At 71.4% G+C, this 16674-nt stretch carries 13 protein-coding genes; 8 read left to right on the top strand and 5 right to left on the bottom strand.

Annotated elements, in window-relative coordinates; genetic code table 11:
* Nucleotides 1-20 precede the first annotated feature (20 nt).
* From ACZ7M2_RS23970 to ACZ7M2_RS23945, 6 genes are all read left to right on the top strand, one after another.
* Complete coding sequence (locus tag ACZ7M2_RS23970) at nt 21-770, top strand: (2Fe-2S)-binding protein (protein WP_471596971.1); 750 nt, start codon at nt 21-23, stop codon at nt 768-770.
* An 81-nt stretch (nt 771-851) separates the two neighbouring features.
* Complete coding sequence (gene glgA, locus ACZ7M2_RS23965; protein WP_471596970.1) at nt 852-2003, top strand: glycogen synthase; 1152 nt, start codon at nt 852-854, stop codon at nt 2001-2003.
* A gap of 89 nt (nt 2004-2092) precedes the next feature.
* On the top strand, nt 2093-3343 hold the full coding sequence (glgC, locus tag ACZ7M2_RS23960) for a glucose-1-phosphate adenylyltransferase (RefSeq protein ID WP_471597024.1): 1251 nt from the start codon (nt 2093-2095) through the stop codon (nt 3341-3343).
* 225 nt (nt 3344-3568) lie between these two features.
* Nucleotides 3569-6175, top strand: a complete 2607-nt coding sequence (locus tag ACZ7M2_RS23955; RefSeq protein ID WP_471596969.1) for a PA14 domain-containing protein — start codon at nt 3569-3571, stop codon at nt 6173-6175.
* A 262-nt stretch (nt 6176-6437) separates the two neighbouring features.
* Nucleotides 6438-7769, top strand: coding sequence for a wax ester/triacylglycerol synthase family O-acyltransferase (locus ACZ7M2_RS23950; protein ID WP_471596968.1), 1332 nt, complete (start codon nt 6438-6440; stop codon nt 7767-7769).
* Between the two features lie 124 nt (nt 7770-7893).
* Nucleotides 7894-9417 carry an SDR family NAD(P)-dependent oxidoreductase gene (locus ACZ7M2_RS23945; RefSeq protein WP_471596967.1) on the top strand — a complete coding sequence of 508 codons (1524 nt, stop codon included), beginning with the start codon at nt 7894-7896 and terminating at the stop codon, nt 9415-9417.
* A gap of 32 nt (nt 9418-9449) precedes the next feature.
* Here the strand turns inward: ACZ7M2_RS23945 and ACZ7M2_RS23940 are convergent, their stop codons facing one another.
* From ACZ7M2_RS23940 to ACZ7M2_RS23925, 4 genes are all read right to left on the bottom strand, one after another.
* Nucleotides 9450-11057, bottom strand: coding sequence for a serine hydrolase (locus ACZ7M2_RS23940; protein ID WP_471596966.1), 1608 nt, complete (start codon nt 11055-11057; stop codon nt 9450-9452).
* Between the two features lie 117 nt (nt 11058-11174).
* Complete coding sequence (locus ACZ7M2_RS23935; protein ID WP_471596965.1) at nt 11175-11975, bottom strand: SDR family oxidoreductase; 801 nt, start codon at nt 11973-11975, stop codon at nt 11175-11177.
* Nucleotides 11976-12000: 25 nt separating this feature from the next.
* Nucleotides 12001-12456 carry a hypothetical protein gene (locus ACZ7M2_RS23930; protein WP_471596964.1) on the bottom strand — a complete coding sequence of 152 codons (456 nt, stop codon included), beginning with the start codon at nt 12454-12456 and terminating at the stop codon, nt 12001-12003.
* Nucleotides 12457-12562: 106 nt separating this feature from the next.
* The gene (locus ACZ7M2_RS23925; protein ID WP_471596963.1) at nt 12563-13807 is read right to left on the bottom strand and encodes a permease; all 1245 of its coding nucleotides are present in this window, start codon (nt 13805-13807) and stop codon (nt 12563-12565) included.
* 565 nt (nt 13808-14372) lie between these two features.
* Here ACZ7M2_RS23925 and ACZ7M2_RS23920 point away from each other — a divergent pair.
* Entirely contained in the window at nt 14373-14546 is a 174-nt protein-coding gene (locus tag ACZ7M2_RS23920) for a hypothetical protein (protein WP_165853954.1), read from the top strand.
* Between the two features lie 59 nt (nt 14547-14605).
* Nucleotides 14606-15094 carry a GNAT family N-acetyltransferase gene (locus ACZ7M2_RS23915; RefSeq protein WP_471596962.1) on the top strand — a complete coding sequence of 163 codons (489 nt, stop codon included), beginning with the start codon at nt 14606-14608 and terminating at the stop codon, nt 15092-15094.
* Nucleotides 15095-15130: 36 nt separating this feature from the next.
* Here the strand turns inward: ACZ7M2_RS23915 and ACZ7M2_RS23910 are convergent, their stop codons facing one another.
* The gene (locus ACZ7M2_RS23910) at nt 15131-16474 is read right to left on the bottom strand and encodes an amidase (protein ID WP_471596961.1); all 1344 of its coding nucleotides are present in this window, start codon (nt 16472-16474) and stop codon (nt 15131-15133) included.
* Nucleotides 16475-16674: the final 200 nt, after the last annotated feature.

The raw sequence follows: 16674 nt of genomic DNA, 5'->3' as shown, positions 1-16674 counted from the left end.
GGTGAGAACCCCTAGGGGGCTTGGTACTACTGCTGTTCGTGGACCTCGACCCGGAACTCGCGGCGCTCGGCTCGCTCAGCGGCTTCTTCGTACTACACACCGGCGTACCGCCGGGTGCCCCGCTGCCGACGCTCGCACAGGCGTACGCGTCTCCCCGGGACGATGATCCCAGAGATGTCTGGTCGGATCCTCTGAATTTTCGTGTCCGGAAGGTCGCGGTGAGTCTGCGGGCTCCCGAGCCCCGGATCGCGGTCTCGGTGGCGCAGCAGGGCCTCGCGGCCCGTCTGTGGTCGGTCTCGCTCGGCGCCGCCGCGCTGTACGGGCAGCTGCCGGACCTCGCCCCGGGGCTGCTGCGGTGGGATCCGGACGGCAGCGCTCCGGACGACCTGTGGCTGTCCGAGGTACGCGCCCTGCCGGCGGCGGCGATCGGAGAGGTCGTACGGGACGGCCACCTCGCCCCGCTGGCGGCGGCTCTGCGCACCCGACACCGCATGTCGGAGGGCCTGTTGTGGGGGAACGCGGGCTCGGCACTCGCGGGTGCCTGGCGCCAGCTGCACCGCTGGGCCGAGGCGAACGGCCGTACGGACGTGGCCGACCGGGCCCGCGCCCTCACCGCCGACCTGTTCACGCATCCCGACCTGTCCGGGACCGTCGACCCCCGTACCCTCCGCCGCCGCAGCTGCTGCCTCTACTACCGGCTCCCCGGCGGCGGGCTGTGCGGCGACTGCTGCTTCGACCGCCCGCCGGGCGGGGCTCCGGGCCGCCGCTGAGCACCGCGGTCTTCCCCAAGCGTCCCTTCTGGGTGACCATGAAAGGCACCAGCCGGTATCCGGTACGACGGGGGGCTCTGCGTGCGAGTGGGACTGCTGACCCGGGAGTACCCGCCGGACGTGTACGGCGGCGCGGGCGTCCATGTCGAGTTCCTCGCCCGGGAGTTGCGGACCCTCACGGACCTGGACGTGCACTGCTGGGGCGAGGGCGCCGCGGGCGGCGTCGTGCGCCACCGGTCCTGGTCCTCGCTCGACGGCGCCAACGACGCGCTGCGCACCTTCTCCGTGGACCTCGCCATGGCCGCCGCCCTCGAAGGCCGCGAACTCGTCCACTCGCACACCTGGTACGCCAACCTCGCCGGCCACTTCGGCAAGCTCCTGTACGGCATCCCGCACGTCATGACAGCCCACTCCCTGGAGCCGCTGCGCCCCTGGAAGGCCGAGCAGCTCGGCGGCGGCTACGCCCTGTCCAGCTGGGCCGAGCGCACCGCCGTCGAGGCCGCCGACGCCGTCATCGCCGTGTCCGGCGCCATGCGCGAGGACATCCTCACCTGCTACCCGGCCCTGGACCCGGCCAAGGTGCGTGTCGTGCACAACGGCATCGACACCGCCCTCTACCGCCCGGACCACGGCACGGACGTCCTGGAGCGCATCGGCATCGACACCGCCCGCCCCTATGTCCTGTTCGTCGGCCGCATCACCCGCCAGAAGGGCGTGCCCCACCTGCTGCGCGCGGTACGGGACCTGGACCCGGCCGTGCAGGTGGTGCTGTGCGCGGGCGCCCCCGACACCCCCGAGATCGACCGGGAGTTCCGTGATCTTTTCCAGGAACTGAGTGCCGTACGCCAGGGCCTGCACTGGATCCCGCAGATGCTGCCCCGCCCCGACGTCGTCCAACTCCTCACGCACGCCGCCGTCTTCGTCTGCCCCTCGGTGTACGAGCCGCTCGGCATCGTCAACCTGGAGGCGATGGCCTGTGGGACGGCCGTGGTGGCGTCGCGGGTCGGTGGGATACCCGAGGTGGTCGAGGACGGCGTGACGGGTGTTCTGGTGCCGGTCGAGGAGAACTTCGAGGCCGGTCTGGCGCTCGCCCTCGACTCCGTGCTCGCCGATCCCATGGCCGCCCGGCGGATGGGTGAGGCCGGACGGGAGCGCGCGGTACGGGAGTTCGGATGGGACGCGGTGGCCCGCCGGACCGTCCAGCTTTACGAGGAAGTCCTCAAACCGGGGTAACCATCTGACAGGTGTACTTCAGTGACGGGGCCGGCCCGGCACAGCGGGCGCGGCTCGACGGGGCTTAGAGGGGCGGCGGCATGCGGCGAATGGGGTATCCCCTGGTCGAGCGGAGCCGAGACCTTGGGGAGGGACCTTCGGTACTGGGAATCGTACTTGCGGGTGGAGAGGGCAAACGGCTCATGCCCCTCACCGCGGACCGCGCGAAACCCGCGGTCACCTTCGGCGGGACGTACCGCCTGGTGGACTTCGTACTCTCCAATCTCGTCAACGCCGACATCCTGCGCATCTGCGTCCTGACGCAGTACAAGTCGCACTCCCTGGACCGCCATGTCACGACGACCTGGCGGATGTCGAGCCTGCTCGGCAACTACGTCACACCGGTCCCGGCCCAGCAGCGGCTCGGCCCGCGCTGGTACCTGGGCAGCGCGGACGCGATCCTTCAGTCCCTCAACCTCGTGCACGACGAACGGCCCGACTACATCGCGGTGTTCGGCGCCGATCACGTCTACCGCATGGACCCCCGGCAGATGCTCGCCCAACACATCGAGGGCGGTGCGGGTGTGACCGTCGCCGGGATACGGGTGCCGCGCGCCGAGTCGTCTTCCTTCGGGGTCATCAGCCCCGGCTCCGACGGGCAGACCGTGGAGGGCTTCCTGGAGAAGCCCGCCGACCCGCCGGGCCTGCCCGACGACCCCGAGTGCGTCTTCGCCTCGATGGGCAACTACATCTTCACCACCAAGGCTCTGGTGGAGGCGCTCCAGCGGGACGCCGAGGACGTGCACTCGGTGCACGACATGGGCGGATCGATTCTGCCCATGCTCACCGACCGCGGCGAGGCGCAGCTCTACGACTTCAGCGACAACCACGTGCCCGGCGAGACCACCCGCGACCAGGGCTACTGGCGTGACGTGGGCACCCTCGACGCCTACTACGACGCACACATGGACCTGATCGCCGAACGCCCCGCCTTCAACCTCTACAACCGCAGCTGGCCCATCTACACCAGTTCCGGGCAGCTCTCCCCGGCGAGATTCAACGCCGGGGGCATCGCGAGCGAGTCGATCGTCAGCGCGGGCAGTCTGATCCGGGGCCAGGTCACGCGGTCCGTGCTCTCGCCGGGTGTCGTGGTCGACCCGGGAGCCGTCGTCCAGGGCTCGATCCTGCACGACAACGTCCACATAGGGCGGGGCGCGGTGGTGCGCGGCGCGGTTCTCGACAAGAACGTCGAGGTGCCGCCGGGCGCGACGATCGGCGTCAACCCCGAGCGCGACGCGGATCTCTACACGGTCTCCAAGGGCGGGGTGATCGCGCTGGGCAAGGGCCGGATCGTGCCGTAGCGGCCGACGGCGACCGACAACGGCCCCGGTGCGTCCATGCCCATCGGGGCCGTTGTCATGTCCCTGGACAGAAAGTGGAACCCCGTGTTGTCATGCCAACTGTCGTTGGTGACCACGTTGTTCCGTCCGAGCAAGAGCCGCGCCACCCGCCCCACGCTCCTCCCGGGCCCGTCCGGCAACCGTCCTCACCACCGTCCCCCCACCCGTCCTCAACGAGGAGGATCCGTGCGTTTCGGACGACTCAGAAACCGACTCGCGTTACTGCTCGCCGCGGCCCTGGGCGCCGCGGGACTCGCCTCCGTGCCCGCCGCGGCCGACGATCCCGTCGCGGTCCACGGACTGAAGGGCGACTACTACACCCAGTCCGCACCCGGCGCCTTCGACTTCCACGAACTCAAGGCCACGGGCTTCGACCCGCAGCTCGACTTCGACGACCTGGAACCCCGACTGCGCTTCGCGACGGGCCAGGACAACGATGTCAGTGTCCGCTGGACCGGCAAACTCGTACCGGAGAAGAGCGGAGCCACCACCTTCTCGATCATCGGCGACAACGGTTTCCGCCTCTGGATCGACGGCAGACCCGTCATCGACCACTGGGTGGACGACTGGGATCGCGAGCAGACCTCCGAGCCGGTCGATCTGACGGCGGGGCACGCCTATGACGTCAAGCTCGAGTACTTCGAGCACTACGGCGGCTCCAACCTCCATCTGCGCTGGACCGAACCCGGCGGCGCCAAGGTGGCGATTCCGCAGTCGGCGTTCCTGCTGCCCGACGGCTACGACTACGACGGCGCCCTCGCGACCACCGTCCAGCCGGACGGCCGCACCCTCAGGCTCGACTTCGCACGGGAACTGTCCGCGCCCCCGGCCGCCGTCGTCGACCACCTCCAGGCCGTGATCGGCGGCGCCAAGTGGCCGCTGGGTGCTGCCGAGTTGGACCCCGCCGACCCCAGATCCCTTCTCGTCACGCTCAAGGAACCCGTCGTCGGCAACAAGACCGGCACTGCACGCGGCAACGCCGACCTGCGCTATGACGGCACGGGCGGCCTCGCCGCCGCCGGGGACGGCAAGGCGATCGGCGCCTTCTGGAGCAGCGGCCCCAACCGCTCCACGTACGAGCTGCGCACGAAGTGGGCCGACGAGGTCGGGCCGGACAACGCCCTGCCGGAATACCCCCGCCCGCAGCTCACGCGTGACGCCTGGCGCAACCTCAACGGGCGCTGGCAGTTCGCCGCCGCCACCGCGGGGGAGCAGCCCCCGGTCGGGAAGACGCTCGGCGAGCACATCCTCGTCCCGTACCCCGTGGAGTCCCAGCTGTCCGGCGTCGAACGCCACGAGGACCGCATGTGGTACCGCCGCACCTTCACCGTCCCGGCCGACTGGCACATCGGCTCGGGTCAACGGCTCCTGCTGAACTTCGGTGGCGTCGACTGGCAGTCCGAGGTGTACGTCAACGGGGTCAGGGTCGCCGAACACCGGGGCGGCTACGACAAGTTCGGCGCCGACGTCACCGACGCGCTGAAGCCCGGCCGCACCCAGGAGCTGATCGTCGGCGTGTACGACCCGACCGACGCCGCGTCCGGCGAGAACCCGCCGCTCGGCAAGCAGCGCCTCGACCCCAGCGGGATCTGGTACACCCCGACCTCCGGCATCTGGCAGACGGTGTGGATGGAGCCGGTCGCCCCGGACCACGTCGACTCGCTCAAGCTCACTCCGGACGTCGGCGGCGGCCGGCTCACCGTGGAACCGAAGGGCGTGCGCGACGGGCTGCCGGTCACGGCGACGGCGTACGAGGGAGGGCGGAAGGTCGCCACCGGCACCGGCCGTACCGGACAGCCGCTGACCCTGAAGATCGCCCACCCGCGCCTCTGGTCGCCGGACGACCCCTTCCTCTACGACCTCAGGGTGAGCGTCGGGCGCGACCGCGTCGGCAGCTACTTCGGGATGCGCTCGATCTCCGTGGAGAAGGTCGACGGCACCCCGCGCACCGTCCTCAACGGCAAGCCCGTCTTCATGATGGCCACGCTCGACCAGGGATTCTGGCCCGACGGCCTGTACACGGCGCCGACGGACGAGGCCCTCGCGTACGAACTGCGCATGCACAAGGAGATGGGCTTCAACGCGGTGCGCAAGCACATCAAGGTGGAGCCCGACCGCTGGTTCTACTGGGCGGACCGGCTCGGCCTGCTGGTCTGGCAGGACATGCCCGCCATGACCGCCGGGGTGAACCCGGGCGCCGCGGCCCGCGCCGAGTACGAGCGCGAGATGAAACTGATGATCGACCAGCACATCAGCAGTCCGTCGGTCGTGATGTGGGTGACCTTCAACGAGGGCTGGGGCCAGTACGACGAAGGGCGCATCGCCGACCAGGCCAAGGCCTGGGATCCGACCCGGCTCGTCAACGGCATGTCGGGGCTGAACCTGGGGGCCGACGGCGGCGCCGGCGACATCATGGACGAACACGGCTATCCGAGCCCTGCGCTGCCACCGGCTCCCGACGGCAGACGCGCGCTCGTCAGCGGCGAGTACGGGGGTCTGGGGCTCGCCGTGCCCGGGCACGCCTGGTCGGTCCAGCAGTCGTACGTGGACGTGGACCCGTCGACGTACACCGACGACTACCTCGCCCGCCTCGCCGAGGTGCGAGCACTCGCGTGCCGGGGCGGCAACGGCGCCGTCTACACCCAGATCTCGGACGTGGAGGGGGAGCTGAACGGGCTCCTCACCTACGACCGCAAGGTCGTGAAGCCGGACGTGGGGAGGTTGAGGGCGGCGCACGAGGCGTTGATCGCCGACGCGTCCCGGGCGACCCCCACGGGCTGCCCGGCAACCTGACACCTCGGGTCCTTCGAGGGCCTTCGCGGTCCTTCGGGCGACCCGGCGCTTCCGGTCCTTCGCGTGGCCGCGCGTCGGCGCGCGTGCCGCGGTCGGGACGCCTATCCTGATCCGACCTCACGTGCCCCTTGTGTCCCGCCCCTTTCGCGGGGGGCGGGACTTAATCTGCTGTTAACTGAGCGTAGCTTGATCGTACTTGACCGTAATCGTCTGCCGGGGTTTGACTGCTTGCTCACCCTGTCGTCGAAGCGAGAGCAAGCCGTTGACTCCTGATCTCCTCGCACCACTCGACCTGGCGTTCTGGAACATCGAGTCCGCCCAGCACCCGATGCACCTCGGCGCCCTCGGTGTCTTCTCCGCGCACTCGCCGACCGCGGGCGCGCACGCCGCCGAACTGCTCGCGGTCCGCGCGGCCGGGGTGCCCGGGCTGCGCATGCGGATCCGCGACGTCTGGCAGCCCCTCGCCTTCCCGCCCCACTTCGGGAGCGCGGCCCGGGAACCCGCGCTCGACTTCGAACCCCTCGACCACGTCCGGCTGCACGCGCCGACCGGGGACTTCCCCGCTGCCGCGGGCCGGCTCATGGAACGCCCGCTCCAGCGCGGCCGGCCCCCGTGGGAGGCGCATGTCCTGCCCGGCGAGGACGGCACCTCGTTCGCGGTGTTCTTCAAGTTCCACCACGCGCTGGCCGACGGCCTGCGGGCACTGATGCTCGCCGCCGCCCTCATGGACCCGCTGGACCTGCCCGAGCCCCGCCCGCGTCCCGCGGAGCCGCCCCGTGGACTCTTCCCGGACGTCCGCAAACTGCCCGACCTGGTGCGCGGAACCCTCTCCGACCTGGGCCGCGCCCTCGACATCGGCGGCTCGGTCGCCCGCGCCACCCTCGGCGCCCGCTCCTCGCCCGCCCTCACCTCGCAGCCCACCGGCACCCGCCGGATCGCGGGCGTCGCCCTCGACCTGGACGATGTGCACCGCGTCCGCAAGAGCGTCGGCGGCACCGTCAACGACGTCCTGATCGCCGTCGTCGCGGGCGCCCTGCGCAACTGGCTCGACGAACGCGGCGACAGCAGCGAGGGAGTCGCGCCCCGCGCCCTGATCCCCGTCTCCAGGCGCCGCCCGCGCACCGCGTACCCGCAGGGCAACCGGCTCTCCGGTTACCTGATACGGCTTCCCGTCGACGACCCGGACCCGCTCGGCCGACTCCGTTCGGTGCGTACGGCGATGGACGCCAACAAGGACGCGGGACCCAACCGGGGAGCGGGCGCCGTCGCGCTGCTCGCCGACCATGTGCCGCCGCTCGGTCACCGCCTCGGTGGTCCCGTCGTCGGCCAGGCGGCCCGGCTGCTCTTCGACATCCTGGTCACCAGTGTGCCGCTGCCCAGCCTCGGTCTGAAGCTCGGCGGCTGCCCGCTCACCGAGGTCTATCCGCTCGCCCCGCTGGCCCGCGGCCAGGCGCTGGCGGTGGCCGTGTCGACGTACCGCGGACGGGTCCACTACGGGCTCGTCGCCGACGCACAGGCCGTGCCGGACCTGAACCGGCTGGCCCGCGCGCTGACCGAGGAGGTGGAGACGCTGATCATCGCCTGCGGCCCCTGAAAAGGCCCGCGGGCACCGGTGATCATCTCGGGTTTGGCGCCTTGCCCCCTTGCTCCGTAAAATTCCGCCTTCGAAAGCGAGCGCGGTTCGAGCGCGGCGCGAGACCCGAGGAACGGCACACGCGATGACGGTGACAGAGGACGGCCAGGCGACTCTCGCCGTGGACACGGCTGAGGACGACCGGGCGGCTTCGGCCGTGGACGGGGAGGCGGTCTCCTACGGGCAGGGCATCGACCCGGAGCGGCTGGCCGTCTGCCTCAGCGTGCTCGACGAGCTCGACAAGATCGAGGTCGACCACCCGGACGCCATCGCCGTGCGCCGCGCCACCGCGGGCGTCTACCGCACGGTCAAGCAGCGCCGCCGTCAGGAGCGCAGGGCCGCCAAGACCGCCCACGACAAGGCCGTCACCGAGTCCACCGCGACCGGTTCCGCCCAGCGCATCGACGACGAGACCGAGGGCATCCTGCCCTCGTCCGTCACCGACGCCGGCGAGATCGCGGGGATACTCCAGCGCCCGCGCTCCTGCTACATCTGCAAGAAGCGGTACGTCGAGGTCGACTACTTCTACCACCAGCTCTGCCAGGACTGCGCCGCCGAGAACCGCGCCCGCCGCGACGCCCGCGCCGACCTCACCGGCAAGCGCGCGCTGCTCACCGGCGGCCGGGCCAAGATCGGCATGTACATCGCGCTGCGGCTGCTGCGCGACGGCGCGCACACCACCATCACCACGCGTTTCCCGAACGACGCGATCCGCCGCTTCAAGGCCATGCCCGACAGCGACGAGTGGATCGGCCGCCTGAAGATCGTCGGCATCGACCTGCGCGACCCGGCGCAGGTCGTGGCCCTGGCCGACTCGGTCGCCGCCGAGGGCCCGCTGGACATCCTGATCAACAACGCGGCCCAGACCGTTCGCCGTTCCCCGGGTGCCTACAGCGAGCTGCTCGCCGCCGAGTCCGGCCCGCTGCCCGCCGGTGAGCTGCCGCCCGCCGAGGTCATCGGCACCTTCGGCTCCGGCGCGGTGGCCGCGCTCCCGGTCGCCGGGGGCGGCGCGCTGACCGCACAGGACGTCACCGACCTGGCCCTGGTGTCCGGCTCGGCCTCCCTGGAGCGGATCGCGGCCGGTACGGCCATCGACGCGGGCGGCCTCGTGCCCGACCTCCACGACACCAACAGCTGGATCCAGTCGGTCGAGGAGGTCACGCCGGTCGAGCTCCTCGAGGTCCAGCTCTGCAACTCGACGGCCCCCTTCATCCTGATCAGCCGGCTGCGCGCGGCGATGGCGGCCTCCGGGGCCGACCGCACGTACATCGTGAACGTCTCCGCCATGGAGGGCGTCTTCAACCGCGGCTACAAGGGTGCGGGCCACCCGCACACCAACATGGCCAAGGCAGCCCTGAACATGCTCACGCGCACCAGCGCGCAGGAGATGTTCGAGAAGGACCGCATCCTGATGACCGCCGTCGACACCGGCTGGATCACCGACGAGCGCCCGCACCCCGACAAGATGCGTCTCGCCGACGCGGGCTTCCACGCCCCCCTCGACCTGATCGACGGCGCGGCCCGGGTGTACGACCCGATCGTGCGCGGCGAGCAGGGCGAGGACCTGTACGGCGTCTTCATGAAGGACTACGCGCCCGGCAAGTGGTGACCGCGCGCTCGGCCACGGGTGAAACCGTGCCCTCAGCTGCGGGTGAAGGTGCCCAGGCCGTCGTGGTCCCAGGCCTCGACGGTCACCCGCGACGCCTTCGAGCCGCCGGACCCCGGTGAACCCGGACCGACCTTGAAGGTCACCCCCGAGAGCCCGGTCGCGTTCTCGCCGACGGTCCGGAAAGCGAAGGTGTCGCCGTCGTAGTGGGTGAGCCGGAAGGCCGTGTGCTTCGGGCCCAGGCTCATGCTGAGCTCGCCGTTGGCCGCCGTGACGGTCAGCGGCCCGTAGTACGCGTTGTCGTACGTGCCCGTGTACCTGTCGGCGGCGCGGGCCACCGCCCCGTTGCGCGGGGGTCTGGCGTAGTCGGTGGGGGAGCGGCCCTGCTGCTCCTGCTGCCGGTAGACCCGGTCGACCAGGGGCAGCCAGTCCGTCGTGGGCTTCCCGTACTGGGCGGTGTCGAAGAAGTTCAGCGCGACCGAGTCGGCGAGGCCCACCGGCGCCCCGTTGGTCAGGACGGTGATGCCGAGCTGCTCGCCGGGCAGCATCGTCACATTGGTGTTGGCGCCGCGTTCGAAGGCGCCGGAGTGGCTGAGGCGGAGCCGGCCCTGGTCGTCGTAGCCGACGTTCCAGCCGAGGCCGTAGAAGCCCGCGCGGCCCGCCGGGGCCCGTGGGGGCTGGGCGACGATCTCGGGCAGATGGGTGCGCTCCAGCGGTGCGGCGGGGATGATCTGCCTGCCGTCCAGCTTCCCGTTCGCCAGTTGCAGTCGCATCCAGGTGGCCATGTCACGGGCCGTGGAGCTCGCGCCGCCCGCGGGCGACTGGGCGTCGGCGTCCCGGACGTACTTCGGCTGCCAGGTGCCGTCCGCGCTCTTCACATGGGTGACGGCCTTGTCCTTGGCCCGGTCGTAGTCGGAGAAGCGGGAGCTGGTGTTCTTCATGCCGGCGGGGCCGTACAGCGTGTCCTGGGAGAGTTTGTCCCAGGACGTGTCCTTCGCGTTCGCGACCGCCTGGGCCGCGGCGGTGACCCCGTAGTTGGTGTAGGCGTAGCTGGCGCGGAACGGGCCGAGCGGCTCGTATTTCAGGTGGTCCAGGATGTACGTCCGGTCGTAGCCGAGGTCTTCGAGGACGTCACCGGAGTGGTCGGGCAGTCCGCTGCGGTGCGAGAAGAGGTCGGCGTAGGTGACGTGCGCCGTGACCCAGGGGTCCTTGAGGGCGAAGCCGGGCAGCCGCGCCGCGACGGGGTCGTCCCAGCCGAGCGTCCTGCCGCCGACGACTCCCGCGACGACGGTCGAGGCCAGCGGCTTGGACAAGGACGCGAGCTGGAAGACGGTGTCCGGGTCGACGGCCCCGGACCGTCCCACCCGACGTTCGCCGAAGCCCTTGAGATAGACCACGCGGCCCTTGTGGACGACGGCCACGGCGACGCCGGGGACGCCGGTCTTCTTCATGGCCTCCCGCACGATCCCGTCGAGTCTGCCGACGGCGTCGTCCACCTTGGCCGGGGTGAGCTGCGGGGGCGGCTGGGGAGGCGGGGCCGCCGCGACGGCGGAGGGGGTGTGGCCCGCGCCGAGCAGGGCGGTCGCGGCGGCCGCGATCACCGCCGCGCATCGGTGGTGTCCCGCTCGTCGCCGCACACCCATGGTCACCATTGAACGCGCGCTGTCAGGCTTTGTCCTGCGGAGACGTGCGGCGTCCTGCGGGGCTCCGGCGGCAGCCGGGCCCGAACTGGTGGGAGCCGGTGGGAGCCGGCATGGCCGCTATGCGTCGGGCGCGCGCGTCCGCAGGCGTTCGTGGACGGTGTCGGCGGGGGAGTGAGCGGACCGGACCCGGGTCCCACCGTCGACCAGCAGATCGGCGCCCGTGATCCACCCGGCCGCGTCCGAGGCCAGCCAGACCACGGCCCGCGCGATGTCCTCGGGCCGGCCGATCCGGCCCAGCGGGAGCCCCGCGCCGAGCTCGTCCTCGGCGTTCTCCCAGACGAACCGGGCCATCTCGGTGCGGACGAGTCCCGGGGAGACGGAGTTCACCCGCACCTTCGGAGCGAGTTCGCCGGCGAGCTGCTGGGTGAGGTGGAGGAGGGCCGCCTTGCTGGTGCCGTACGCCCCCACGTTCGGCCCCACATGCCCGGCGCCCTCCGTGCACACGTTCACGACCGCGCCGCCGTGCTCGCCCATCCAGGCCCGCCAGGCACACTGCACCAACCGCAGGGGGGCCTCCACGTTGAGCGTGAACGCCTCGCGCCAGCGGTCCGGATCGGCGTCCATGAGCGGGCCGTACGGCTGGTTGGTCGCGGCGTTGTTCACCACGACGTCGATGCGCCCGAACTCCCGCAGCGCCAGCTCGGTCAGCTCCCGCAGATGCGCCGGATCGGCCACCGAGCCCGCGAGTCCGACGCCGCCGAGCCGTGCGGCGGCCCGGCCCACCGCGTCCGGGTCCCGGGCCGTCACACACACCCGCGCCCCCGCCCGGGAGAGCTCCTCGGCGACGGCGAGACCGATCCCGCGCGAGGCCCCGGTGACGATGGCGCTCCTGCCCTCAAGCCCGTACGGCGTCGTCATCCGCGTACCGTCTCATGACGGACCGTCAGTCGACAGCCCCGAGTCGCGAGTGCTGCGCCGCCACCAGTTCCAGCACCGTGCGCCAGTCCTCCAGGACCCCGGCGTCGAGACCGGGGACCCTGCCCGACTCGTCCGCGTGGCGCAGGCTCAGCACGTCGTCGGCGTCCGCGTCGTCGGCCCATCCGCCGGCGTGCAGACCGACGAGCCGGGAGACCCGCGCGCCGAGCAGCGGCCGGACCAGGTCCGCCGCCAGGTCGGCGTGACCGGTCGTGTCGCCGGGCCGCAGCAGGTGCCCTACGGCGTGGACCAGGCCCGCCACCTGGAGTTCCTTGTCCGCGGGACGACTTCGGCGCAGGAGCGCGGCGGTCTGTAGGGCGTGGTCGTGCAGATCCACTCGGCCGCCACAACGGCCCGGGGTGTCCCGGGCGCCCCGGCAGGCGTGCAGCAGATCCATCAGCTCCTCGACGCTGCGCAGCTCCATACGTCAGTCCTCCCGAGTCCTCCCGCGGGAAAAAGCCGTTTCCGGGCGCCAGCAGATCATGGCTGCCTTGCGAATCGGCCAACGGGATCTGAACTGCGCGCCGTGTTCAGTGGTGCCCGTGGCCTTCGGCCCCCGGAGTCCCGTGCCCGTGGGCTCCCGGCGCAGGTGCGCCGTGGTGGTGGCCTTCCGTCCCCACAGTCCCGTGCCCGTGGCCCTCCGGCTCCGGTGCCCCGCCCATCATCCGCAGCATCGCCTGGCCGCCCGTGCGCAGGAACCGCCACACCAGGGCCGCCGCCAGCAGCAGGAAGACGATGTTGAGCCAGGTCGTGTAGTTCCAGGAGACACCCTCCATGGGGATCGTCGCGTCGGCCTGGTCGGGGATGAGCCCGAGGCCGCCGAAGAGGAACTCCACGACGTATCCGGCGAACACCATGGCGACGTAGAAGGTGACAAGGAGGAAGCCGGTCATCCGGAGTCCGTAGTACTTCCGGTAGATGTTCAGGATCGGCAGGATCAACAGGTCGGCGAAGATGAACGCGACCACACCGCCGAAGCTGATCCCGCCCTTCCACAGCACGACGGCCAGCGGCACGTTCCCGATGGAGCAGACGAACGAGGCGATCGCCACGAGCGGGCCGATCAGGGGGCCGACCAGCCTCGCGGCGAGCGGATGGCCGTCCAGGAAGAGGGACTGCCAGAACGCGTCGGGCACCCAGGCCGCGATCGCGCCCGCGATCAGCAGACCGATCACCAGGTCGCGCAGGATCGCCGCCCACTCCATGACGAACACGTGTGCGACAGAGGTGTAGCCGTCGCGCGAGAGCAGCCGCCGCGCGAACGAGCCCTCCGTCTGGATCGACATGTCCATCGCGGCATGCCCTTCCATCGATCCGGCGAGCCCGCGCTCCGCCTGCTCCCGGGCCTCGCGCAGCAGTCGTTCGCGCAGAAAGATCCGGAAGAGCACGGCCAGCACTACGATCATGATCGGGCCGCCGACGAACTCGGCGACCGTGAACTGCCAGCCCATCAACAGGGCCAGGATCACGCCGAGTTCGACGACCAGATTGGTGGAGGCGATCTCGAACGCCATCGCCGCGGTGAAGTTCGCGCCCTTGCGGAACAGCGAGCGCGCCAGCGCGACGGCCGCGTACGAACAGGACGAGGACGCCGCGCCGAGCCCCGCGGCCAGCGTGAGCGTCCGCGGCCGGTCGTCACCGAGCAGCCGCACGATCGTCGCGCGGCGCACCACGGCCTGGACGACGGCGGAGAGGGCGAATCCCAGGATCAGCGCCCAGGTGATCTCCCAGGTCATCGACCCGGTGATGGACAGTGCGTGCAGGATCGCGTGCATCGGCCTCACTCTTTCCCGTCCGGCTTCCCCGATTCACGCGGGACTATACCCCCTAGGGGTATCTGCTGCCCTGTGGTGGGGGGCGGGTCGCGCCGGTTCAAGGTTCCGCAAAGACTTCGGAGGGCCGTCCCAAAGGGAGGCCGGGGCTCCGCGGGTCGGCCCATCACCCCTGCCTGGACGCCGGGTTGAGTCTTCCCGCCCTGGTCACGGGAGGTGTGGCGGTACGCCGAACGGGTGGCGTGGGAGGGGGGATACATCATCAAATAGACCCAGATCGAGGATCGATGGATGCTGATGGACGCAAGACAGTTACCTCGTGTTATCAGCCCCATCGAGCGGGCACCCGCTCATTTGGTTACCCTGTACCGGACGGACAGCCTGCAGGGGTTCCACCCACACCCAAGGTCCGTCCCGGGACAGCCGGTCACCACGGACTGCTCTCACGAGTTACCGGCGCCACCGCGTCCTTAACTGCCTTCGACTCAGACCCGAGGGGATGTCAGGCGACCGGAAGCAGACTGGCCCTGTACGTCCCGAGGGTGACCCGACACATAAGGAGTGCGCGGTGACACCGGAGAAGACGAATCGCGATCAGCGCCCCAAGGAACGCACGGAGCGCGGAGGCCGGCCCGAGAAGAAGCTCGGCAGCCTCGACGTGTGGGCCAGGTCCGCCCCGATCCGCCTGGCGGGGTACGAGGACGACCTCGCCGAGCCCCACATCCTGCCCAGCGTGGACTGACCGCTCGCGGCGGGACTCATCGCGATCGCTGACGGCATGGGCGTGCCGGACTCACGTCCATGCTGATCAGAGAGGCCGCGGCCGACGACTGGCCGCGGATCTGGCCTTTCTGGCACCGGATCGTCGCCGCGGGTGAGACCTGCACCTGGGGCCCGGGCACCTCCGAGGAGGCGGCCCGGGCCCTGTGGACGGCACCGGGCAAGCAGGTGTACGTCGCCGAGGACGCCACCGGAGCGGTCGTCGGATCGGCCTACGTCACCCCCGACCACGGCGGCCCCGCCGCTCGCGTCGCCAACGCCGGATTCATGGTCGACCCCGATCCCGACCACGCCGGGCTCGGCGTCGGGCGCGCGCTCGCCGAGCACATCCTCGCCGCGGCGAAGGCCGACGGCTACCGGGGCATGGTCTTCAACGCCGTCGTGGAGACCGATCCCGCCGTCAAGCTGTGGACCGCGCTCGGCTTCACGATCCTCGGCACCGTGCCGGACGCCTACGAGCACCCCCGGCACGGGCGGGTGGGACCGCACATCATGTACATGGCGCTGTGAAGTCCCCGCGCACCCCGGGGGGTGTCACCGCGCTCCTCAGTCCAGCGGCGCCGTCCGCCGCCACGGCCGCAGTTCCTCCAACTGACCCGCCAGTTCCAGGAGTCCGAGCTCGGATCCGGGGCGTCCGACCAGCTGTACGGCCGCCGGTGCCCCGCTCGGCAGGGTCCCGAACGGCACCGCCATCGCGGGCCACCCGGTGAGGTTCCACGGCGGCGTCAGCGGCGAGTAGTTCGTGTTGACCAGCACATTGCGCAGCCAGCCCCGCTCGTGCCACGGTGCGGCGGCCGGCCCCCGCCGGGCCAGCGCCGGGGTGAGCAGCACGTCGTGCTCCGCGAAGAACGGCTCCAGACGCCCGCGCAGCTGCTCGCGGCGCTCACCCGTGCGTACCCCGGCCACGAAGCGGCGCCCCACGGCGGCGTGCACCCGAGTCCGCCGGGCGAGCCGGCGCGGGTCGAGGTCCTCGGCGTCCACCGCGGTGCCCGCCGTCCAGTGCATCAGCGCGGCGGTGCCCAGCCAGTAGGGGTACGGCGGGTCGGCGGGCCGCACCTCGTGGCCCGCCCCGGCCAGCAACTCCCCGGCCTCCCGGGCCGCGTTCGCGTACGGGCGGCCGACACCCACGCCGACCAGCGGACTGCGCACGGAGACGGCCACCTTGCGGACGCGGTTCCCCGAGGGACGTATCGCCTCGGTGTCCGACAGGACCGCGAACATCAGGCGGGCGTCCTCGACCGTGGTCGCTAGCGGCCCGTTCTCCGACATGCCGAACCAGTCGCCGTGACCGATACCCGCCGGGATCGTGCCAGGGCCCGGCTTGAGGCCGACGATGCCGCAGTTGGCGGCCGGGATGCGCAGCGAACCCATCCCGTCGTTGCCCAGCGCGATCGGCACCATCCCGGCGGCGACCGCGGCCGCGCTGCCTCCCGAGGAGCCGCCCGCCGTGCGCGAGGTGTCCCAGGGGTTGCGGGCCGTGCCGTGGACACCCTCGGAGGTGCCGAAGACGCAGAGCTCGGGCACGTTGGTGAGACCCACGACCACGGCGCCCGCCGCGCGCAGCCGCGCCACCGTCGGATGGTCGTGATCGGCGGGGGTGTCCGCGGACGCGGCGGAGCCGTTGCGGTTCGACTCGCCGCGCACCGCGAGGTTGTCCTTGACGGCCACGGGCACCCCCGCGAGGGGGAGTTCGGCCAGGTCCGGGCGGCCGGCCAGCTCGTCGGCCGCCGCGAGGGCCGCCTCGGCCCGTACGACACGGAAGGCACCCACGCGCGCGTCGAGCCGCTCGATCCGCGCGAGGTGGTCGGCCACCACCTCGCGGGGCGTGGCCCGCTTCTCGCGTACGGCTGCGGCGATCTCGGTGGCGGTCCGGCCGACCCAGCTGGTCACGGGTGCTCCTCGGGGACAGGGGATTACTGGCGAGTACGAGGAGCACTGTGCCCGGCGGCGGGGTGCCGCGTCGAGAGCCGTCGCCCTTGGACATTCGGATCGGTCTTCTTGGACTTTCGCGCTCAGGCGTGTCCGGTATCTCCGCAGAGTCGCCGATCATCCGATCACTTGCTCAACTTTCGCACCTGCTCGCCCCATTG

Source organism: Streptomyces sp. NPDC111507 (assembly GCF_055638955.1).
Note: the sequence above shows the minus strand (reverse complement) of the source record. Positions and strands in the feature narration are given on the sequence as shown.

Excerpts from the sequence above, each read along its gene's own strand:
- ACZ7M2_RS23935 (WP_471596965.1), bottom strand. The coding sequence starts at position 11,975 with ATGACGACGCCGTACGGGCTTGAGGGCAGGAGCGCCATCGTCACCGGG.
- ACZ7M2_RS23925 (WP_471596963.1), bottom strand. The coding sequence starts at position 13,807 with ATGCACGCGATCCTGCACGCACTGTCCATCACCGGGTCGATGACCTGG.
- glgC (WP_471597024.1), top strand. The coding sequence starts at position 2,093 with ATGGGGTATCCCCTGGTCGAGCGGAGCCGAGACCTTGGGGAGGGACCT.
- ACZ7M2_RS23945 (WP_471596967.1), top strand. The coding sequence starts at position 7,894 with ATGACGGTGACAGAGGACGGCCAGGCGACTCTCGCCGTGGACACGGCT.
- ACZ7M2_RS23930 (WP_471596964.1), bottom strand. The coding sequence starts at position 12,456 with ATGGAGCTGCGCAGCGTCGAGGAGCTGATGGATCTGCTGCACGCCTGC.
- ACZ7M2_RS23915 (WP_471596962.1), top strand. The coding sequence starts at position 14,606 with ATGCTGATCAGAGAGGCCGCGGCCGACGACTGGCCGCGGATCTGGCCT.
- ACZ7M2_RS23940 (WP_471596966.1), bottom strand. The coding sequence starts at position 11,057 with ATGGGTGTGCGGCGACGAGCGGGACACCACCGATGCGCGGCGGTGATC.